Origin of the sequence: Citrobacter sp. CF971, from assembly GCF_006385635.1 — a bacterium.
Taxonomy (GTDB): domain Bacteria; phylum Pseudomonadota; class Gammaproteobacteria; order Enterobacterales; family Enterobacteriaceae; genus Citrobacter; species Citrobacter freundii.
On record NZ_CP041051.1, the window covers coordinates 3,006,844 to 3,027,787 of the forward strand.

At 52.4% G+C, this 20,944-nt stretch carries 20 protein-coding genes, 2 pseudogenes and 1 other annotated feature; of the genes and pseudogenes, 11 read left to right on the forward strand and 11 right to left on the reverse strand.

Going from position 1 to position 20,944, the window contains the following annotated elements; all coding sequences use genetic code 11:
* Window positions 1–29 precede the first annotated feature (29 nt).
* Window positions 30–896: an L-threonine kinase gene (locus E6P06_RS18150; protein WP_049002263.1), complete on the forward strand. Its 867-nt coding sequence runs from the start codon at window positions 30–32 to the stop codon at window positions 894–896.
* Between the two features lie 40 nt (window positions 897–936).
* On the opposite strand, the gene E6P06_RS18155 is transcribed toward E6P06_RS18150, so the two are convergent.
* From E6P06_RS18155 to phsA, 7 genes and pseudogenes are all read right to left on the reverse strand, one after another.
* Window positions 937–1,272, reverse strand: a complete 336-nt coding sequence (locus tag E6P06_RS18155) for a DUF496 family protein (protein ID WP_003030187.1) — start codon at window positions 1,270–1,272, stop codon at window positions 937–939.
* Between the two features lie 238 nt (window positions 1,273–1,510).
* Complete coding sequence (locus E6P06_RS18160) at window positions 1,511–2,569, reverse strand: FUSC family protein (RefSeq protein ID WP_003844262.1); 1,059 nt, start codon at window positions 2,567–2,569, stop codon at window positions 1,511–1,513.
* Between the two features lie 107 nt (window positions 2,570–2,676).
* Window positions 2,677–3,144 (reverse strand): DNA gyrase inhibitor SbmC, encoded by a 468-nt coding sequence (sbmC, locus tag E6P06_RS18165; RefSeq protein WP_003838984.1) that lies wholly within the window; start codon window positions 3,142–3,144, stop codon window positions 2,677–2,679.
* A 123-nt stretch (window positions 3,145–3,267) separates the two neighbouring features.
* The gene (dacD, locus tag E6P06_RS18170; RefSeq protein ID WP_139935521.1) at window positions 3,268–4,440 is read right to left on the reverse strand and encodes a serine-type D-Ala-D-Ala carboxypeptidase DacD; all 1,173 of its coding nucleotides are present in this window, start codon (window positions 4,438–4,440) and stop codon (window positions 3,268–3,270) included.
* A 139-nt stretch (window positions 4,441–4,579) separates the two neighbouring features.
* The gene (gene phsC, locus E6P06_RS18175; RefSeq protein ID WP_139935522.1) at window positions 4,580–5,347 is read right to left on the reverse strand and encodes a thiosulfate reductase cytochrome B subunit; all 768 of its coding nucleotides are present in this window, start codon (window positions 5,345–5,347) and stop codon (window positions 4,580–4,582) included.
* Window positions 5,344–5,922: a thiosulfate reductase electron transport protein PhsB gene (gene phsB / locus E6P06_RS18180; protein ID WP_003838976.1), complete on the reverse strand. Its 579-nt coding sequence runs from the start codon at window positions 5,920–5,922 to the stop codon at window positions 5,344–5,346. Before phsB ends, phsC begins: the two co-directional genes overlap by 4 nt.
* Window positions 5,923–5,936: 14 nt before the next feature.
* A pseudogene (gene phsA, locus E6P06_RS18185) lies at window positions 5,937–8,208 on the reverse strand (thiosulfate reductase PhsA).
* A gap of 400 nt (window positions 8,209–8,608) precedes the next feature.
* Between phsA and sbcB the strand changes: the two are divergent.
* Window positions 8,609–10,033, forward strand: a complete 1,425-nt coding sequence (gene sbcB / locus E6P06_RS18190; protein WP_139935523.1) for an exodeoxyribonuclease I — start codon at window positions 8,609–8,611, stop codon at window positions 10,031–10,033.
* Window positions 10,034–10,091: 58 nt separating this feature from the next.
* Here sbcB and plaP read toward each other — a convergent pair whose 3' ends face one another.
* The 4 genes and pseudogenes from plaP to E6P06_RS18210 form a co-directional block, all read right to left on the reverse strand.
* Window positions 10,092–11,453, reverse strand: a complete 1,362-nt coding sequence (plaP, locus tag E6P06_RS18195; RefSeq protein WP_003030167.1) for a putrescine/proton symporter PlaP — start codon at window positions 11,451–11,453, stop codon at window positions 10,092–10,094.
* Complete coding sequence (gene yoeI / locus E6P06_RS28265) at window positions 11,443–11,505, reverse strand: membrane protein YoeI (RefSeq protein WP_099045591.1); 63 nt, start codon at window positions 11,503–11,505, stop codon at window positions 11,443–11,445. The genes plaP and yoeI overlap by 11 nt, the downstream gene beginning before the upstream one ends.
* Window positions 11,506–11,667: 162 nt before the next feature.
* Window positions 11,668–12,652, reverse strand: a pseudogene (locus E6P06_RS18205) (LysR family transcriptional regulator).
* Window positions 12,653–12,693: 41 nt separating this feature from the next.
* Entirely contained in the window at window positions 12,694–13,518 is an 825-nt protein-coding gene (locus E6P06_RS18210) for an SDR family oxidoreductase (protein WP_003030163.1), read from the reverse strand.
* A gap of 174 nt (window positions 13,519–13,692) precedes the next feature.
* On the opposite strand from E6P06_RS18210, the gene hisL reads away from it, so the two are divergent.
* From hisL to hisIE, 9 genes are all read left to right on the forward strand, one after another.
* Complete coding sequence (gene hisL, locus E6P06_RS18215) at window positions 13,693–13,740, forward strand: his operon leader peptide (RefSeq protein ID WP_100250077.1); 48 nt, start codon at window positions 13,693–13,695, stop codon at window positions 13,738–13,740.
* Window positions 13,716–13,838, forward strand: a sequence feature (His leader region). It overlaps the preceding gene by 25 nt.
* Before the next feature lie 45 nt (window positions 13,839–13,883).
* A complete protein-coding gene (gene hisG / locus E6P06_RS18220; protein ID WP_139935524.1) occupies window positions 13,884–14,783 on the forward strand; it encodes an ATP phosphoribosyltransferase in 900 nt (299 codons plus the stop codon).
* Window positions 14,784–14,788: 5 nt separating this feature from the next.
* Window positions 14,789–16,093, forward strand: a complete 1,305-nt coding sequence (hisD, locus tag E6P06_RS18225; protein WP_139935525.1) for a histidinol dehydrogenase — start codon at window positions 14,789–14,791, stop codon at window positions 16,091–16,093.
* A complete protein-coding gene (gene hisC / locus E6P06_RS18230) occupies window positions 16,090–17,169 on the forward strand; it encodes a histidinol-phosphate transaminase (RefSeq protein WP_016150588.1) in 1,080 nt (359 codons plus the stop codon). Before hisD ends, hisC begins: the two co-directional genes overlap by 4 nt.
* The gene (gene hisB / locus E6P06_RS18235) at window positions 17,166–18,233 is read left to right on the forward strand and encodes a bifunctional histidinol-phosphatase/imidazoleglycerol-phosphate dehydratase HisB (protein WP_139935526.1); all 1,068 of its coding nucleotides are present in this window, start codon (window positions 17,166–17,168) and stop codon (window positions 18,231–18,233) included. Before hisC ends, hisB begins: the two co-directional genes overlap by 4 nt.
* On the forward strand, window positions 18,233–18,823 hold the full coding sequence (gene hisH / locus E6P06_RS18240; protein ID WP_003844282.1) for an imidazole glycerol phosphate synthase subunit HisH: 591 nt from the start codon (window positions 18,233–18,235) through the stop codon (window positions 18,821–18,823). The genes hisB and hisH overlap by 1 nt, the downstream gene beginning before the upstream one ends.
* Window positions 18,823–19,560 (forward strand): 1-(5-phosphoribosyl)-5-[(5-phosphoribosylamino)methylideneamino]imidazole-4-carboxamide isomerase, encoded by a 738-nt coding sequence (gene hisA, locus E6P06_RS18245; protein ID WP_139935527.1) that lies wholly within the window; start codon window positions 18,823–18,825, stop codon window positions 19,558–19,560. The genes hisH and hisA overlap by 1 nt, the downstream gene beginning before the upstream one ends.
* Window positions 19,542–20,318: an imidazole glycerol phosphate synthase subunit HisF gene (hisF, locus tag E6P06_RS18250; protein ID WP_114680409.1), complete on the forward strand. Its 777-nt coding sequence runs from the start codon at window positions 19,542–19,544 to the stop codon at window positions 20,316–20,318. Before hisA ends, hisF begins: the two co-directional genes overlap by 19 nt.
* On the forward strand, window positions 20,312–20,923 hold the full coding sequence (gene hisIE / locus E6P06_RS18255; protein WP_044701940.1) for a bifunctional phosphoribosyl-AMP cyclohydrolase/phosphoribosyl-ATP diphosphatase HisIE: 612 nt from the start codon (window positions 20,312–20,314) through the stop codon (window positions 20,921–20,923). The genes hisF and hisIE overlap by 7 nt, the downstream gene beginning before the upstream one ends.
* The last annotated feature ends 21 nt before the right edge of the window (window positions 20,924–20,944 follow it).

Consider the following 20,944-nt stretch of genomic DNA (forward strand, 5'->3'; position numbering starts at 1 on the left):
CGAGGATTGCTGATCACATAGGTGAAGACGTGGCTGTTGCGCAATGTCCCGCATCGTGCGGAGAACTTATCCAGGGCTGGATTCTGGGCAGTGAGAAATTGGTCTCCTGCCCGGTTGAATGGTATAGCACCGTTGAGGTCACTTCAGGTTCACCGCTGACAGATGAACGTCCACTTTCGCGGGCAATGGTTGAGAGGTTATTGCTGCACTGGCAATACCCGGCACACATGAGTCAGGATATCCGAATAGATGTCCAGTCAACCATTCCTGTCGCTAAAGGGATGGCCAGCAGCACAGCGGATATCGCCGCCACGGCAATCGCCACGGCACAGTATCTGGGGCATCAGCTAGACGAATCCACTCTGGCGCAGCTTTGCGTTTCGCTGGAACCTACCGACAGCACCGTTTTCCGCCAGCTTACACTGTTCGATCATAACGACGCCTCCACGCAAATTGCCTGTAAATCCCAGCCTCAACTCGATCTGCTGGTTCTCGAAAGCCCGGAAACCTTGCTTACTGCTGATTATCACCGTACTCCACGTCAGTCAGGGCTACTGGCGGGCGCCCCAGCTCTGAAACGCGCATGGGAAAAGGTACAGGAAGCCTGTATCAGTCAAAACCCTTATCGGATGGGCGAAGCCGCCACGCTGAGCGCGATCGCCAGCCAGTTGCTGTTACCTAAACCAGATTTTGATTCACTATTAGCACTGGTAGAAGAATGTGATTTATACGGCGTCAACGTCGCGCACAGCGGCAGCGTCGTCGGTCTGATGCTCGACAGAAGGCGTCATGATGTGGACTACATTAAATGGATGCTGACGCAGAAAAAATTGACAGTGCACTGGCCGGAACAACATTTGTTGCGGATGGTAACTGGCGGGGTCGAACTGCAATAAGGGCCGCCGCTAAGCAGCGACCCAAACGAGCATAAAATCGTTACTCAGCTTTCGCATCGGCGTTTTTCACTTCGCCCATCGCTTTCAGCTTTTTAGAGATGTCGCGGCGCTCTTTAGAGATCTCAGCGTTTTTGATGATGTAATCATCAACACGATCTTCATAATCGCTTTTCATGCTGGCGATAATGCCCTGAATCGCTTCCACGCTCATTCCAGGCTTGATGTAGTCGCTCAGGTTGTCCAACAGCAGAACGCGTTTCTGGTTGTCACGGATCTTTTTCTCAACGTCCTGAATTTCACGTTGCAGTTTGTTTTTACGACGGAACAGACGAACAAATTCCAGCACGTCCTGGAAAGAAGGCTTGGTAGTTTCCATTTTTACACCCCTGATAATGTGAGATTCGGATTCGTTAAAACAACGGCTAAAGTGGGTCAACATTACTTTCATGCCCGCCATACTTCAAGTTGCATCTGCATCGACAATGCATGGTTGAAACCTGAATTATCGAGGGTAAAGCCATTGCAGTTACCAATGGTTTTAGCCTTTTTCAGTATCATACCTCTAATCTTTGCTGAATCGAAGCAGCAGTAGAACCTATCGCCTCATCTGCTCTTTATTTGCGCAGCGCGCGACAGATTAAATGTGAGAGCAACTCCAGCTGTCGCGCCATTTCCATGTTCAACCAAACGTAGCCGTGAATGGGCGTTTCTGCGACATTATCGCCTTTATGCTCAGCAATGAGCTGACGCAACTCCGCCACGGTGTCATTGAGCTTTTCCGTATTGGCAAGCACCGGCTGCGGATTTCCTTCGTACAAGGCGTGGGTTATGGTCAGTAGCGCCTGCTGCGTCCTGAGCTGAGTTTCACGCAAAGTTTGTGCATTCAGCATGACAAAGTGGCTGGTGCGGCTGGCCCAAAGCGCATTAATTTGCAGCTCAAGCATGCAGACCAGATTGCGGTTAACCGTTTGAATAGCCTCAAAAATGGATTTTTGAATACGGGTTTCTTTACTGGCGGGAACGATGAGTCCGCGCATTTTGACAACGTCGCTTAAGAGCTGCTGTAAATGCTTCTCAAGCCGCGGTTGCTCAAGCAAATTAGGGGATAGCGCGGCCTGATACACCCGATTGTATCCCGTCACACAATGTGCCAATTGGATACGCCAGTGTATAAATGCCCGCTGCGGCCAGATGCCGGTAAACAACATCGCCAGTAACGAACCCAAAATAACATCGCCACCGCGCCATAACGCGGTATTCATATCTCCGGCAGGCGCCCCCACGACCACGGCAAGCGTAATGCCAATCAGCAGCGCCTGATACGGCCTTTTACCCAATGCCAACCAGCCACAGAGAAACATCGCCACCGCGCACCAGATCAGCATTAGCGGAAGCGAAAAGAGTTCCAGACGCAGGGCAATCAATCCAAGCACCGAGCCCAGGATCGTTCCGCCTATACGCTCAAACGCTCTGGGAACAACGTTACCCCAAAAAGAAATTGGCCCCATAATCACCACCAGCGTGATCAGAGGCCATGTACCTTCGGGAATGTTTAACAGGCGTACCAACAGAAAAGTAAGAAGAAACGCCAGCGCAATGCGAATGCCATGCACCACACGATAATGACGATACAAACGAATTTCAAAAGGACTCAGCGACTTATCTGCACGCACTCATGCACTCCGTCAGGGAATAGCAAAGAAGCGAATTGTACCTGTTTTTACGGTGAAAACATCATCCTGATGACCAGGACATTCATCCTGATTTACACCAAAAACAGTTACTTCAACTGTACCGGCACGTACATTTCAATGTCCCAGTAACCGTCCTCCATGCCGTTGTTCAGATAAACTTCAAAACAGGGTTTAGCGGCTATCGCATACGTCGAATCCTGCATCAGGCGCTCAAAAAACTGATACCACGGCGTCGCGAAGTCATGATTTTCAACGCGCGCAACGGCTATAGCATAGTCGCCACCTGCCAGCTCGGTCTGGATCACCCCTTCACTGTTTTCCGGGATCTCAAAACCTTCAGGCACAGACACCACGGTATCACAACGCAGTTTTTCCGCCGGAACAACGTCAGGATTGTCGTAATAAACGGCTATCCATTCCAGCGGTACGATCTGCTTACCGTCGACCCACATCATTAACTGTTCGAAACCTTGCTTTACCGTTTGTTCCCACGGTCCAACCATATGGAAACCGGCAATTATGCGTTTCTCGACCTGCTTTATCTCGTACTCCATATAACCTCCGTTATTACACTGTATTTATATACAGTGTAATTTTTAGGTATGACGGCCACAAGGAATCAGTGATTATTATGTGAGCAGATTCGCACTCTTGCCAGTCAGGCACATCAGGAAAAACTACGCCTTATGGCGGAAGTAATCGCTCAGACGCGAGAAGACGCCACCTTCGTTGACAGACTCCAGCGTAACCAGAGGCCAGTGCGCCACCAGTTTATCCCGATCGTAGAGTTCAATTTCCCCCACACGTTGATGGGCAGCGATGGGGGCGACCAGTTCTTTCTTATCAAGTACATATTTTGCCTTGATATTCGCGACTTCGGCTTTAGGCAGGGCCATCCAGAAATCCTGCTCTGTGCCAAGGCTAATTTTTTCTTTATCGCCATACCAGATCCGTTCAATACCGACCTGCTTACCGCTACGTAAAACCTGCACGGTATCGAAGTTCTTTTGTCCCCATTGCAGCAATTTTCTCGCCTGGTCTTCACGTCCTTTCGCACTCTCCGCCCCCATCACAACCGCAATCAGGCGGCGCTGCCCATCAACAGCAGAAGCAATCAGGTTGAATCCAGCGCCGGAGGTATGCCCAGTCTTCAGACCGTCGACGTTCATGGTTTTATCCCACAACAAACCGTTACGGTTTTGCTGCGTGATTCCGTTCCAGGTAAGGCTTTTTTCACTGTACATATGGTAGAAATCCGGCTCTCCATGGATGATAGCTCGCGACAGCACGGCCAGATCGTAAGCTGAGCTATGCTGACCTGGCGCATCCAGACCATGTACCGTTTCAAAATGCGTGTCACGCAGGTTCAGCTTTTGCACATAGTTGTTCATCATCGCGACAAACTGTGGCTGCCCTCCGGCGATGTAATCCGCCAGCGCCACACAGGCATCATTACCGGAATCAACAATTAACCCGCGACTCAGGTCGCGCACAGAAACGCGATCCCCTTCTTTCAGGAACATTAAGGATGAACCGACGAATACCGGATTATCTTTCGCCCAGGCGTCGCGCCCAACGGTGACAATATCTGTCGGACTAATACGCTTGCTGTCGATTGCGCGATCGACAACATAACCAGTCATCAGCTTGGTCAGGCTGGCAGGGTTGCGCTGCTGGTGTTCATTTCCGGCTGTCAGGATTTGGCCCGTGGTGTAATCCATTAATACCCACGCCCCGGCATTAATCGCAGGTGGCTGTGGGGAAAAGCTTACGACCTCGGTCGCGTACGCGGGCGAAAAACTCATCGCAAAGAGTGAAGCGGCAATAAACAAACAGCGTTTCAACAGCATGTCCTCAGGAAATGGAGAAATAGCCGTTCTTTTTACGGAAGTTCTGGCGAACAAACATGGATAAATTGCAAGAAAATGTGACATAAGGCACATTTTCTTGCTGTAAGGAAAGGTTTTCAGATATCAACCGCGGCGGGCATTACCCTTTACGCGGTGCTGTCTCTGCGTGATGGCTGCGATGACGATGATAGCCATCTATCATGCTGCGGAAAATTTGCCCCGGTGTGTCACCCAGCGTGCACAGGTAAATATGTGCACAGATGAACAGTAAGCCGACAATCGCCAACACCATATGCAGCACCAGCATCACAGGCCCTGCCCCTATTACCTGCGGGTAGAGACATAACAACCCGGTAATGATCAACAGCGGAACCAGCGCATACATGATGGCCAGATAAGCCAACTGTTGTAGCGGGTTAAATTTACTCTCTGCCGTTGCTGCAAACGGGTGCGGCTCACCTTTCATGATGCCATACAGATAAAAGCGCGTTTGCAACAAGCAGCGTGATATCAACCCGTTAAACTTCACCCGATAATGACAACCGTTGCCGCTGGTTGCGTTGATTAGCACAAAACAAACCCAGAAGGCCAACAGGGCGAAACCGCACCAGGTATGTACCTGCACCATCAATGCCACCGGTCCGACAGAGAAGTGCCCAAACAGGCCACTCAGCAGAAGCAGGATAAAAAGCAGCGCATTACCCCAGTGCCAGCGGCGAACTGCCAGCGAATAGAGGTAATCCCGATGTTCTTCTCCAGTAGCTGTTTTGGGTGACAACATCCGACGTAACAGCGCGTGTATAACCAGGCCCGCAATCATCAGCACAATAACAACGCCTGCATAAATGAGCCACAGCGGCCAGTAGTCCGGCGCATAGTTAAGCTCTGCTCCCCAGAGAGAATTCATGCTTTACCCTCCTGATGGATCTCTTTACGCCGATAAACACTCACCGGGCCGCTACGCGTATCCTGCTGGCGATAAACCTCTTTTTGATTTATCCAGTGCTGAATTTCCGGGTCGTCACGACGACCAAATTTCAGCGCATCCGTCGGGCAAACGGAAACGCAGGCGGGCGATTGTCCAGTCTCCAGTCGGGTATCTGCACAGAAGTTACATTTGTCGGCAATTCCCGTTTGCGGATTGAGATAACGAACGTGGAACGGACAAGCGGCAACGCAATAGTCACAGCCAATACAGCGAGACTTATCCACTTGCACAATGCCATTTTCGTCGCGAAATGACGCACCGGTCGGACAAACGCTGACACACGGCGCATCTTCACAATGCTGACAGGAAACGCGAACAAACTGGAAGTGGGATAGCACCTCGGGTTCATGTTCGGGTGAACGGATCTGCACCTGTAGACGGCTAAATCCCTCTGGCACGTCATTCAAAACTTTGCAGGCAACCGTACATGCCTGACAGCCGATACAGCGTTTCTCGTCATGCAGCATGACATAAGGGTTTGTTGCTTGATTCATGATGTTCTCCTTTCTCATGCCCGACGAAGCGTAACGCCAGCGGTGTGGACCACCGTACCGGAAACCGGACTGGTGACATGCGGAAGCAAATTACCGCAATGGATACCGTGCGTTGTCGCTGCGGTTTTGGCTCCCGCCTTGGCGCCAAATCCCATATAAACAAACAGCGTATCGGGCCGAATTCCGGCGGTGACCAGCGCTTTGCCTTTTTCCTTGCCGGTCGCATTTTCCAGCCAGATGTCATCGCCGCTTTTGATGCCTTTTTCACGGGCCGTTTGCGGGTGGATCCACACCGCGTTGTCCCACATCAACTCGCTAAGCAGTGGCACGTATTGCGTCGCACCGTTGGTATGAACCGCCACTTTTCCCTGGATAAAATAGAGCTCACTATCGCCTTTGAGCGCAAAATTGCGCGCGCGGAATACCGTAGCCAGGCAGGAGCGTCTCCAGTTCTTCAGAATAAAGCTCTATTTTTCCTGAAGGAGATTTAAAGCGCAGTTGCTCGCCATAGGTACCGTCGCTGTCAACCGCCACCGCACCCGGATAGCGTTCCACAAACTGACGCACCGCTTCAGGTTCACGCAGCAGTAACGGAACACCCCACTCCCGATACCCTTTCTCACGCAGTTCAGCAGACAGCGCATGATCGCCATTAAGCTGGTATAACTGACGCGTTTGCATATCCTGCCATGGGTAGAATTGCCCAAGGCCTAACTGCACGGCCAGCTCTTTCCAGATTTGCCAGCTTGGACGCGCATCACCAATAGGTTCTACTACCTGCTGGCGCAGGGCATAGGCTGGATTCAGACCCGACATGTCTGAAACTTCTTCATCGCGCTCAAGGTAAGTACATTCAGGCAAAAGGTAGTCGGCATACGCCGCGCTTTCGCTTAGATAAACATCACAACTGACCACAAGGTCGAGCTGTTCAACGGTTTTGACCAGATCCGGTCGGCAGGTAACGGTTTGGAAAGGGTTGTGTCGGGACATAATCCATCCCTTCACCGGATAAGGCGTCTGGTTTAACACAGCATCAATGATGCTTTGCACCACACCACCGCCCGCCGCGATGTACTTAAACTGCGGGGCTACCAGATCGATACGCTGCGCCGTTGGCTTGGGTAATTTGACATCGGGTTTTGCCAGCACCGGAGCGACCTTCTCTCCGGCCAGCTTATTATAAGTTGCCGCCGCTTTTTTCTGGTATAAACCGCCTTCACGCTCAATATTGCCAAGCAGCACATTGAGGGTAAAAATCATGCGCCGCATATCAATTTCTTCTTGCGAGAACGTCGCACGATGGCCCGGGCTGACGATAGCATGAGGCGCGCAGGCGGCCATTTCTCGGGTGACCCGAACAATGACATCAGCAGGCACATCAGCTTGCTTTTGCGCCCATTCCGGCGTGGTCTCTTGTACTGCTTCTGCCAGTTGGTCAAACCCTGTGGTGTAGCGCGCAACGAAGTCCGCGTCATACAATTTTTCATTGATCATGACGTGACACATGGCCATCAACACCGGCAAGTCGCCGCCCGGTTTGAGCGCATGCCATTCATCCGCCTTGCTGGAGAAGACGGACAGACGAGGGTCGAAGCTGACCATTTTTGCGCCCTTTTCCTGCGCCATCATCAGTTCATGCGTTTCGGCAACCTCAATTCCTTCATAAAGGTTGTGACCAAAAGAGACCATATAACGGGTATTGGCGATATCCATGGCCAAATCGCCGCCCATCATCACTTTGGCGGCAATCGATTTTCCGGCCGGGCATGTCGACGCGTGCGTAAAGGTGTTTGGCGATCCGAAAGCCGTCGCCAGTTGAAATAAATGCCCTGAAAGCGAACCGGATTTAGAAGAAAACACGACGCCCTGAGGACCATGTTGCGTTTTGATTGCCGTCATTTTTTCGGCAATTTCTTTATACGCTTGTTCCCAGCTAATAACCTGCCATTCTCCGCTCCCGCGAGGTCCTGTGCGTTTCATGGGTTTAACAATGCGATGAGGGTCGTTGACCAGGCTAACGCCGCTGCCGCCACGAGCGCAGACACGCGTGCCTTGTTGAGGAGCATTAGGGTTCCCTTGAATAAAAACCGTTTTGTTATTAATTACCTGCGCCTGTATCGGGCAACGATAAGAACACATTTCACACAAACTTGGCGTCAGGGATGTCTTCCCTTTGATACTCTCAGGAGAATTTCGTGCCAGTGCGCCTGGCGGAAAACTGCCTATCGCACAGGCTGAACAGCCTATACCCACTCCTCGCAAAAAATTACGCCGACTAATGCTCATATAACCTCCTGTTATTAGATATATCCAATGATTATATGGCGTTTAGAATATTTATTTTTTACATCAATCACATTTCATTACAATGCATGACAGCGAATTGACACAAATAAAAACTCTTTGTTTATAAAAGACTTTTAAAGTTTCCAGAACACAATAAAAGAAGAAGAAAATAACAATAATGGTTATCAATTAGATTGTTTACAAATCCGCAACTCCAAGATATTTTATTTCCGTAATTTATTTTAACAGTGCGGAATTTATTTATTAATTCTATAAAAGTCCTGTTTATCTCAACTTTATTGCGTACACAATCCAGCTTCGATAATACCATAGCTGATTATCTCACTATTTTTTGGTATTCTTGGAGGAGCGCTAAATTGATCCCGGACATAACTGAACAATGAATGACGGCAAGCAGCAACCTGGTTTTCTCTTCCACGATTATGAGACCTTTGGTACCCATCCGGCGCTGGACAGACCCGCGCAATTTGCGGCTATCCGCACAGATAATGATTTCAACATCATCGGTGAACCAGAAGTCTTTTATTGCAAACCCGCGGACGATTATTTGCCGCAGCCTGAGGCGGTGTTGATTACGGGTATCACACCGCAGGAAGCACGTGAAAAGGGAGAGAATGAAGCCGCTTTTGCTGCGCGCATCCACGCCCTATTCACCGTGCCGAAAACCTGTATCCTGGGCTATAACAACGTGCGCTTCGATGATGAGGTGACGCGCAACATCCTGTATCGCAATTTCTACGATCCCTATGCCTGGAGTTGGCAGAACGATAATTCGCGTTGGGATCTGCTGGATGTGATGCGCGCCTGCTATGCCCTGCGCCCTGAAGGCATTAACTGGCCGGAAAACGACGACGGCTTACCCAGCTTCCGCCTGGAGCATTTGACTAAAGCCAACGGTATTGAGCATGCCAATGCTCACGATGCGATGGCGGACGTATACGCCACGATCGCAATGGCGCAATTAGTGAAGTCACGTCAGCCGCGTCTGTTTGATTATCTCTACAGCCATCGTAATAAGCACAAGCTGGCCGCGTTGGTTGATGTCCCGCAAATGAAACCTCTGGTCCATGTCACTGGTATGTTCGGCGCATGGCGCGGTAACACCAGTTGGGTGGCGCCATTGGCGTGGCATCCGGAGAATCGTAACGCGGTTATTATGGTCGACTTAGCTGGTGATATTTCGCCGCTGCTCGAACTCGACAGCGACGCCCTGCGCGAGCGGCTCTACACGTCTAAAGCGGATCTGGGTGATAACCCGGCCGTACCGGTTAAATTGGTGCACATCAACAAATGCCCGGTACTGGCACAGGCGAATACCCTGCGTCCGGAAGATGCCGACCGTCTTGGCATTAACCGCCAGCATTGTCTGGATAATCTCAAAGTTCTGCGCGAAAACCCGCAGATACGCGACAAAGTGGTCGCGATCTTTGCCGATGCGGAACCCTTTACTCCATCAGATAACGTGGATGCCCAACTGTACAACGGCTTTTTCAGCGATGCTGACCGTGCGGCGATGAAAATCGTTCTGGAAACCGAACCACGCAATTTACCGGCGCTGGATATCTCCTTTGTCGATAAGCGCATTGAAAAACTGTTGTTTAATTACCGTGCACGTAACTTCCCGGGAACGCTGGACGAAGCTGAACAGCAGCGCTGGCTGGACCATCGTCGCCAGGTATTCACACCGGAGTTTTTGCAAAATTACGCCAATGAATTGCAGCTATTGAGCCAGCAATATGCGGATAACAAAGAAAAGTTGATGCTGCTGAAATCACTCTGGCAGTATGCCGAAGAGATTGTATAAATCCCACGTATAAAAAAACGGAGAACATGTCTCCGTTTTTTTCAGCTAAACGCAGTGATTACGCGATATCTTCGTCGTACTGCGGGACCGGGTTGCGGAAGCTTTTGGTCACGCAAGCCAGGTAGATCAGACCGATACCCGCCCAGATCAGGCCCAGAACCATTGAGCTTTCTTCCAGGTTCACCCACAGCGCGCCAACGGTCAGCGCACCGCACATTGGCAAGAACAGGTACTGGAAGTGATCTTTCAGCGTCTTGTTACGCTTCTCACGGATCCAGAACTGGGAGATTACCGACAGGTTAACGAAGGTAAACGCCACCAACGCACCAAAGTTAATCAGCGCCGTCGCCATCACCAGGTCGAAGTTGATTGCCAACAGAGCAATCGCCCCAACCAGAATGATGTTCATGGACGGAGTACGCCATTTCGGGTGTACATAACCGAAGAAGCTTTTCGGGAATACGCCGTCACGCCCCATCACGTACATCAGACGCGCAACGCCTGCATGCGCCGCCATACCGGACGCCAGTACGGTAATGGTAGAGAAAATCAGCGCGCCGACCTGGAAGAACTTACCGGCAACATACAGCATGATTTCCGGCTGCGAAGCATCTGGATCCTTAAAGCGCGAAATATCCGGGAAGTACAACTGCAGCAGATAAGTGGAGACAATAAAGATCAGGCCACCAATCAGCGCAGTCAGGAAAATCGCACGCGGGATCACGCGCTCAGCGTCTTTGGTTTCTTCTGACAGGTTGCTGATACCGTCAAAACCGGTGAACGAGAAGCACAGGATGGTCGCGCCGGTGATCATCGGGATCACGTGCGCATCACCGGACCAGAATGGGCGACTGCTCGCCAGCGTACCGGCACCTTCCCCTTCGAACACGCCATAAACGACCATGCCGAGGATCACCGCAATCAGCACCACCTGCAACAACACGATCACGGTGTTGAAATTCGCAACGGATTTGAGGCTGCGAAGGTTGAAGGCGGTCATAAAGGCCACCAGCGCCACCACGAACATCCACGATGGAATCGAGGGCACCAGCGCTTCAAAATAAATTTTCGCCAACAGAATGTTGATCATCGGGGCGAACAGGTAGTCCAGCAGCGATGACCAACCCACCATAAAGCCAACTGTCGGGCTAATGGATTTCTGGGCGTAAGTGTAGGCAGAGCCTGCAGACGGATAGCGGCGTACCAGTTTACCGTAGCTCAGTGCGGTAAAAAGGATGGCGATCAGTGCAAAGGCGTAAGCTGTCGGGACGTGACCATCGGTCATTCCTGATACGATACCGAATGTATCGAACAGCGTCATCGGCTGCATATAGGCAAGGCCCATCATGACAACCGGAACCAGCGTAAGCGTTTTACGTAATTCCACGCGAGAGGTGTTTGGAGTAGCGTTATGCGACATGGTTATCCCCCATTACGGCGAAAACCGTCGCGTAAGCAAAAAATTGCCCCATTTTTTGTTAATCCTCAGCGACAACAACTGTCGATTTTTAAGTAAGTATCTATCCGGTACGAAGCCCGGCCTCTTTTATGAATGATTGGTTTGATGCAAAAAAATAACCGACGCGTATTAAAACGTCGGTTAATGTCATTTTTTGCAAGCGGCGTATTTTGCACTAAATTGGGGAGAAATAACAAGAGATTGAAGTGGCCACAAAAGAATATTTTTTCTTAACTGATTGATTTGTCAGCAGCCGTTTTAACATACACCCCCGCAATAGCACTATTTGCTAAAATTTCATCCCGCCACCAGGCACTGGCCAACCCGGCAGTCTGTTCATTCCAGCCTATCCACACGGGTTCAAGGACAATTTGCGCGACCACTTTTTTCTCAATCAGTGCGCCGCTCTCCAGAAATCGCTGCGCCAGATAGCGCGGAATATAGCCACATCCCAGGCCGCTGATTTGTAGTTCCAGCTTGGTTTTGAAGTCAAAAACGGTAATGGCTTCCTGATCGTCAAGCACCTGAGAACCTGAGACATTGGCATGCTGCGCATTGTCGCCCACTACAATGGCGCGAAAACGGCGAATAGTGCGACGATTTAACGGTTCTTGTTCCTGCGCCAGCGGGTGATGCGGCGCAACCACAAACACCTGTTCCAGAACCCCCAGCCGTGCAAAGCCAAATTCGCTCGCTGCAGGGGGTTCATGCATGGCACCGACAATAATATCCGCCCGGCCCTGAGTGAGGGCATCCCATGAGCCGCCCAGCACGCCATTGATAAATTTCAGACGCGTCACGCTGTGGTGTTGATAGAAAGACTCGATGAGTGGGGCCAGCAGTGAAAAGGGAAACGTATCATCTACGCCAATAACCAGCTCATTCTCCCAGCCTTCGTGTAGTTTAATAGCCTGCTTTTCGAGTTCACGAACGGTATGCAGCACCTCCCGCCCCTTTTCCAGCAGCATCTGTCCGGTGCGGGTGAACTTAGCCCGGTGCCCGCTGCGATCGAGTAGCTGAATATTAAGATCGCTTTCCAGCTTATGGACGGTGTAGCTAAGCGCAGACGGCGTCTTAAACAATTTTGCCGACGCCGCCGCGAAACTGCCCTCTTTTTCTAAGGCATCGAGGATGATAAGAACGTCCAGCAGTGGTTTCATACTCGCCCCCTGGCGGTATACAGCGGCACTCTGCTGGCTTGTCACTCCATCGGCATCACCAGCGGATCAGGATACTGGTACTCAAACCCAAGCTCATTACAAATACGGTTGCCATCAATGACTTTACCTTTACCGTTATCCGTACCGTCGCGAAATTCCGGCGGCTCCATCCCCAACTGGCGGGCCATCTGCGGATAGAACACGTTACGCGCCGGATGCATAGGCGCACATATATTATAGATGTGTCCCCCTTTAGGCGCTTGCAGCAGTAACGTGATGGCAGAAACCACATCGTCCAGATGCACCAGATTGACACCATGATGTCCGTCTGGCGCCGTCTTGCCGGCAAAGAAGCGACCAGGATGTCTTCCCGGACCAACTAACCCGGCCAGACGCAAAATATCCACCGACGTGCCAGGTAAATTGTGCAACCAGTCTTCAAGTTCTTTCAGAACACGACCACTTGCCGTGACCGGATTACGCGGCGTCCCCTCTTTCACTGTTCCTTGAACGTCACCATAGACTGACGTCGAACTGGTAAAAATAATCCGAGGGATCCGATACGCCAGCGCGCTGTCGACCAGTTCCTGCATTGCCTGCAGGTAAAATGCTTCCCCAGGACCGCTACGGCGTGCAGGCAGCGTAATAACCAACGCATCGGCGTCCATCAGTGCGTCGAGATCGTCAGCCTCACAGACCAGTTCAGGTTCCAGGCGCAGCGAGTAACTCTCGATACCGCTCATGCGGGCCGCTTCCACCCCATCCAATGTGGTTTTGCTGCCGGTAACCTGCCAGCCTCTCGCCGCCAGCGACATGGCTAACGGCATGCCTAACCAACCTAATCCGACAATTGCGACCTTTTTCATGCCTTCTCTCCTGACTTTTGGCCTATAACGCAAGGCTACGCCAGCCCAGGGTGGCTGACAATTCATAGTATCAATATGAAATGAATTAATGATCAAAAAAAGCCCTTGCTTTCCGTAGCTAAAGTGGTTTAGGTTAAAAGACATCAAATGAATAAACATTCATCGAGAAAATTTATGACACGCGCTCAATTCAAACACCATCATCACCATCATCCTGACTAGTCTTTCAGGCGATGTGTGCTGGGAGACATTTAAATCTTCCAGCGGTGCATGAGCGTATGAGAAAGCCCCCGGAAGATTTCTTCCGGGGGCTTTTTTTTGTGCGTGACCCAAACTGATTCAGACAGGATAACGAGGAATAAAGAATGTTAGACAACACCCGTTTACGCATAGCTATGCAGAAATCTGGCCGTTTAAGCGATGATTCACGCGAATTGCTGGCCCGTTGCGGCATTAAAATTAATCTTCACACCCAGCGCCTGATTGCAATGGCAGAGAATATGCCTATCGATATTCTGCGCGTACGTGATGACGATATCCCGGGTCTGGTGATGGATGGCGTTGTTGACCTCGGCATCATCGGGGAAAACGTTCTCGAAGAGGAACTGCTCAACCGCCGCGCACAGGGTGAAGACCCTCGCTATTTTACCCTGCGCCGTCTGGACTTCGGCGGCTGCCGTCTCTCGCTGGCTACCCCGGTTGATGAAGCCTGGGATGGCCCGGCAGCGCTGAACGGTAAGCGTATCGCTACCTCTTACCCACACCTGCTCAAACGCTATCTCGATCAGAAAGGGGTGTCGTTTAAATCCTGTCTGTTAAACGGCTCTGTAGAAGTCGCTCCCCGTGCGGGTCTGGCCGACGCGATTTGTGATCTGGTGTCCACCGGCGCAACGCTCGAAGCCAACGGTCTGCGTGAAGTGGAAGTCATTTACCGCTCTAAAGCCTGCCTGATTCAGCGCGACGGCGAAATGGCCGACGCCAAGCAACAACTGATCGACATATTGCTGACCCGTATTCAGGGCGTTATTCAGGCTCGTGAATCCAAATACATTATGATGCACGCGCCGAGCGAGCGTCTGGACGAAGTTATCGCCCTGCTGCCTGGCGCTGAGCGTCCGACCATTCTGCCGCTGGCCGGCGACCAGCAGCGTGTTGCCATGCACATGGTCAGCAGCGAAACCCTGTTCTGGGAAACAATGGAAAAACTGAAAGCGCTCGGTGCCAGCTCAATTCTGGTGCTGCCAATTGAGAAGATGATGGAGTGATAGCCATGAGCTTCAATACCCTGATTGACTGGAATAGCTGTAGCCCCGAGCAGCAACGCGAACTGCTGATGCGCCCGGCTATTTCCGCCTCGGAAAGCATCAGCCGTACGGTGGCCGAGATCCTTGAGAACGTCAAAAATAACGGCGACCGGGCGCTGCGTGAATACAGCGCGAAGTTTGATAAAACCGAGGTCGGCGCGCTGCGCGTCACCGAGGAAGAAATCCAGCAAGCCAGTAGTCGCCTGAGCGACGAACTGAAACAAGCTATGCAGGTGGCGGTGCGTAATATTGATACTTTCCACACCGCGCAGATCCTGCCACCGGTGGATATCGAAACTCAGCCGGGTGTGCGCTGCCAGCAGGTTACCCGCCCTATCGCTTCCGTGGGCCTGTATATTCCAGGAGGTTCAGCGCCGCTGCTCTCTACCGTATTAATGCTGGCGACCCCGGCGCGTATCGCCGGCTGCAAAAAAGTGGTGCTGTGCTCACCGCCGCCGATTGCCGATGAAATTCTCTACGCCGCGCAACTGTGTGGTGTAAAAGAGGTGTTTAATGTGGGCGGCGCTCAGGCTATTGCCGCGCTGGCGCTGGGCACCGAATCTATTCCTAAGGTCGATAAAATCTTCGGGCCGGGCAATGCGTATGTGACCGAAGCCAAACGTCAGGTCAGCCAGCGTCTTGACGGCGCGGCCATCGACATGCCTGCTGGTCCGTCCGAAGTGCTGGTTATCGCCGACAGCGGCGCGACGCCGGACTTTGTTGCCTCTGACCTGCTTTCTCAGGCAGAACACGGCCCCGACTCGCAGGTAATCCTACTGACGCCAGACGCTACGCTTGCCGAAGGCGTTGCCAAAGCCGTTGAACGCCAGCTCGCTGAGCTTTCCCGCGCTGAGACCGCCCGCCAGGCACTCAGTGCCAGTCGGCTGATTATCGCCAAAGATCTGGCGCAGTGCGTGGCCATTTCTAACGCCTACGGTCCGGAACACCTGATTATTCAGACCCGCAACGCACGTGAACTGGTTGATGAGATCACCAGCGCCGGTTCGGTGTTCCTCGGCGACTGGTCGCCGGAATCCGCAGGCGACTATGCTTCTGGCACCAACCACGTTCTTCCGACCTACGGCTATACCGCGACTTGCTCAAGTCTTGGGCTGGCTGACTTCCAGAAACGGATGACTGTACAGGAATTAACCCCACAAGGTTTCTCTGGCCTGGCCTCAACCATTGAAATACTGGCCGCTGCTGAACGACTGACTGCCCACCAAAATGCCGTTACCCTGCGCGTTAACGCCCTGAAGGAGCAAGCATGAGCACTGACAACTTTCTCAGCGTCACTGATTTAGCCCGTAAGAATGTTCGCGAATTAACGCCCTATCAGTCTGCCCGTCGTCTCGGCGGTAACGGCGATGTCTGGCTCAACGCGAATGAATATCCCACCGCCGTGGAGTTCCAGCTCAGTCAACAAACGCTGAACCGCTACCCGGAGTGTCAGCCGAAAGCGGTGATTGAGAATTACGCGCAGTATGCTGGCGTCAAACCGGAGCAGGTGCTGGTCAGCCGCGGCGCAGATGAAGGAATCGAGCTGCTGGTGCGCGCGTTTTGCGAACCCGGTAAAGATGCCATTCTCTACTGCCCGCCGACTTACGGCATGTACAGCGTCAGCGCCGAAACGATTGGCGTCGAATGCCGCACCGTTCCGACCCTTGATAACTGGCAGCTGGATTTGCAAGGCATCGCGGACAAGATTGATGGCGTGAAGGTGGTCTACGTTTGCAGCCCTAATAACCCAACCGGCCAGTTGATTAACCCGCAGGATCTGCGTTCACTGCTCGAAATGACGCAGGGTAAAGCTATTGTGGTCGCTGATGAGGCCTATATTGAGTTTTGCCCGCAAGCCACGCTCGCAGGCTGGCTGTCTGAGTATCCGCATCTGGTGATATTACGCACGTTGTCAAAAGCGTTTGCTCTCGCCGGTTTACGCTGCGGGTTTACGCTGGCGAATGCAGAGGTTATCAATCTGCTGTTAAAGGTGATTGCCCCTTACCCACTCTCTACGCCGGTAGCAGATATCGCCGCCCAGGCCCTGACGCCGCAAGGGATTTCCGCCATGCGTAAACGCGTAGAGCAGATCCTGGAAGAACGTCAGTATCTGGTAGATAACCTGAAAACGATTCGCTGTGTAGAACAGGTTTTCGACTCTGAAACCAACTATGTTCTGGCGCGCTTCACCGCATCAAGTAGCGTATTTAAATCTTTGTGGGATCAGGGCATTATCTTACGAGATCAGAATAAACAACCTTCGTTAAGCGGCTGCCTGCGAATTACTGTCGGAACCCGTGAAGAGAGCCAGCGCGTCATTGACGCCTTACGTGCGGAGCAAGTATGAGCCAGAAGTATCTTTTTATTGACCGTGATGGAACCCTGATTTCCGAACCGCCGAGTGACTTTCAGGTCGATCGCTTTGACAAACTCGCCTTCGAGCCGGAAGTTGTTCCCGTTTTGCTGAAACTGCAAAAAGCAGGTTTTAAGCTGGTTATGATCACTAACCAGGATGGACTCGGAACGCAGAGTTTCCCACAGGCTGATTTTGACGGTCCGCATAACCTGATGATGCAAATTTTCACCTCTCAGGGTGTGACATTTGATGAGGTACTGATTTGCCCGCACCTGCCAGCGGACGAGTGCGATTGCCGTAAGCCAAAAGTGAAGCTGGTTGAACAGTATCTGGTTGAACAGGCCATGGATATGGCGAATAGCTACGTCATTGGCGACCGGGCGACCGATATTCAGCTCGCTGAAAACATGGGCATTAGCGGATTGCGTTACCATCGCGACACCCTGAACTGGGCGATGATCGGCGAGCAGCTGACCAAACGTGACCGCTACGCACACGTAGAGCGTAATACTAAAGAAACGCAGATTGACGTCAAAGTCTGGCTGGACCGTGAAGGCCAAAGCAAAATCAACACAGGCGTGGGATTCTTTGACCACATGCTGGATCAAATCGCCACCCATGGCGGTTTTCGCATGGAGATAGCCGTCAAGGGCGATCTATATATAGACGATCACCACACCGTTGAAGATACCGGTCTGGCGCTGGGTGAAGCTTTAAAGCTGGCATTAGGCGATAAACGCGGCATCAATCGTTTTGGTTTTGTGCTGCCGATGGACGAGTGCCTGGCGCGTTGCGCACTGGATATCTCCGGCCGCCCGCACCTGGAATACCGCGCGGAGTTTACCTACCAGCGCGTTGGCGATCTGAGCACAGAGATGATCGAACACTTCTTCCGCTCACTCTCTTACACCATGGGCGTCACCCTGCACCTGAAAACCAAAGGCAAAAATGACCACCACCGTGTGGAGAGCCTGTTTAAAGCCTTTGGCCGTACGCTGCGTCAGGCGATTCGCGTCGAAGGCAACACGCTGCCCTCTTCAAAAGGAGTGCTGTAATGGACGTGGTGATTCTGGACACCGGCTGCGCCAACCTGCACTCGGTAAAATCCGCCGTCGCACGCCATGGATACGATCCTGTTGTCAGCCGCGACCCGGATGTAGTGCTGCGCGCCGATAAACTGTTTCTGCCGGGCGTCGGTACCGCCCAGGCGGCGATGGACCAGTTGCACGAGCGTGAACTGATTGAGCTGATCAAAGCCTGTACGCAACCAGTGCTGGGGATCTGCTTAGGCATGCAACTGCTGGGCCGTCGCAGCGAAGAGAGTAACGGCGTATCCCTGCTGGGCATTATTGAGCAGGATGTCCCGAAGATGACCGATTTCGGTCTGCCGCTGCCGCACATGGGCTGGAATCGCGTCTATCCGCAGGCGGGAAATCGTCTGTTCCAGGGCATTGAAGATGGCGCGTATTTCTACTTTGTTCACAGCTATGCTATGCCGGTAAACCCGTGGACCATCGCCCAGTGTCATTACGGCGAACCGTTTACCGCGGCAGTACAAAAGGACAATTTCTTTGGCGTGCAGTTCCACCCTGAACGTTCGGGCGCGGCTGGGGCGCAGTTGCTGAAAAACTTTCTGGAGATGTAATGATTATTCCGGCATTAGATTTAATCGACGGCACGGTAGTGCGTCTTCATCAGGGCGATTACGCAACGCAACGTGATTACGGCAACGATCCGCTCCCCCGTTTGCAAGATTACGCCGCTCAGGGGGCCGAAGTACTGCACCTGGTTGATTTAACCGGCGCGAAAGACCCGGCGCAGCGGCAGATCCCGCTGATTAAAACGCTGGTCGCTGGCGTCAATGTTCCGGTACAGGTTGGCGGCGGCGTACGTACGGAAGCAGACGTGGCGGCGCTGCTTGACGCTGGCGTGGCGCGCGTGGTGGTGGGGTCGACGGCGGTAAAATCCCCCGAGGAAGTCAAGAGCTGGTTTGCTCGTTTTGGTGCCGACGCGCTGGTGCTGGCACTGGACGTTCGTATTGACGAGCGTGGGAACAAACAGGTAGCGGTTAGCGGCTGGCAGGAAGATTCCGGGGTTTCACTGGAAGAACTGGTTGAGACCTATTTACCCGTCGGCCTGAAGCACGTGCTGTGCACCGATATCTCCCGCGACGGCACGCTGGCAGGCTCAAACGTCGCGCTTTATGAAGAAGTGTGCGCCAAATATCCGCAAGTGGCGTTTCAGTCATCTGGCGGTATTGGCGGTATTGATGACGTAGCAGCCCTGCGCGGATCCGGCGTACGCGGCGTGATCGTCGGCCGCGCCCTGCTGGAAGGTAAGTTCACCGTTGAGGAGGCCATTCAATGCTGGCAAAACGCATAATTCCTTGTCTGGACGTCCGCGATGGGCAGGTAGTAAAAGGCGTTCAGTTCCGCAATCACGAGATTATTGGCGACATTGTCCCACTGGCAAAACGCTATGCCGATGAAGGCGCAGATGAACTGGTGTTCTACGATATCACCGCTTCCAGCGATGGCCGCGTAGTGGATAAAAGCTGGGTATCACGCGTGGCGGAAGTGATCGATATTCCGTTCTGTGTTGCCGGTGGCATTAAATCCATCGACGATGCGGCACGTATCCTCTCTTTCGGGGCGGACAAAATCTCCATCAACTCCCCGGCGCTGGCCGAACCGGAACTTATCACCCGTCTGGCGAATCGCTTTGGCGTGCAGTGCATCGTGGTGGGCATTGATACCTGGTATGACGCCGAAACCGGCAAATATCACGTTAATCAGTATACCGGGGATGAAAGCCGTACCCGCGTCACGCAGTGGGAAACACTGGACTGGGTGCAGGAAGTCCAAAAACGCGGCGCGGGCGAAATCGTCCTGAACATGATGAATCAGGACGGCGTACGTAACGGTTATGACCTGGAACAGTTGAAAAAAGTGCGCGACGTCTGCCATGTACCGCTGATTGCCTCCGGCGGCGCGGGCACTATGGAACATTTCCTGGAAGCTTTCCGGGACGCCGACGTTGACGGCGCGCTTGCCGCCTCCGTCTTCCACAAACAAATTATCAATATTGGCGAATTAAAAGCGTACCTGGCAACACAGGGCGTGGAGATCAGGATATGTTAACGAAGCAACAATGCCGTGAGCTGGACTGGGAAAAAACCGACGGGCTGATGCCAGTCATCGTGCAGCATGCGGTTTCCGGTGAAGTATTGATGCTGGGTTATATGAATCCGGAGGCGTTGGATAAAACGCTCGAAAGCGGCAAAGTGACCTTTTTCTCGCGGACCAAGCAGCGCCTGTGGACCAAAGGAGAGACCTCAGGTCACTTCCTGAATGTGGTGAGCATTGCGCCTGACTGCGACAACGACACTTTGCTAGTGCTGGTTAACCCGATTGGCCCAACCTGCCATAAAGGCACCTCAAGCTGCTTTGGCGACACCAGCCACCAGTGGCTGTTCCTGTATCAGCTTGAGCAACTGCTGGCCGAACGTAAAACCGCTGACCCAGCCAGTTCTTACACCGCGAAACTGTATGCCAGCGGCACCAAACGCATCGCACAGAAAGTGGGTGAAGAAGGCGTAGAAACCGCGCTGGCTGCGACGGTGAACGACCGTTTTGAGCTGACAAATGAAGCCTCTGATCTGATGTATCACCTGCTGGTGCTGCTGCAGGATCAGAAACTCGACCTGACGACGGTGATTGAGAATTTACGTAAGCGTCATCAGTAAGTTGCAGAGCAGATATGAAAA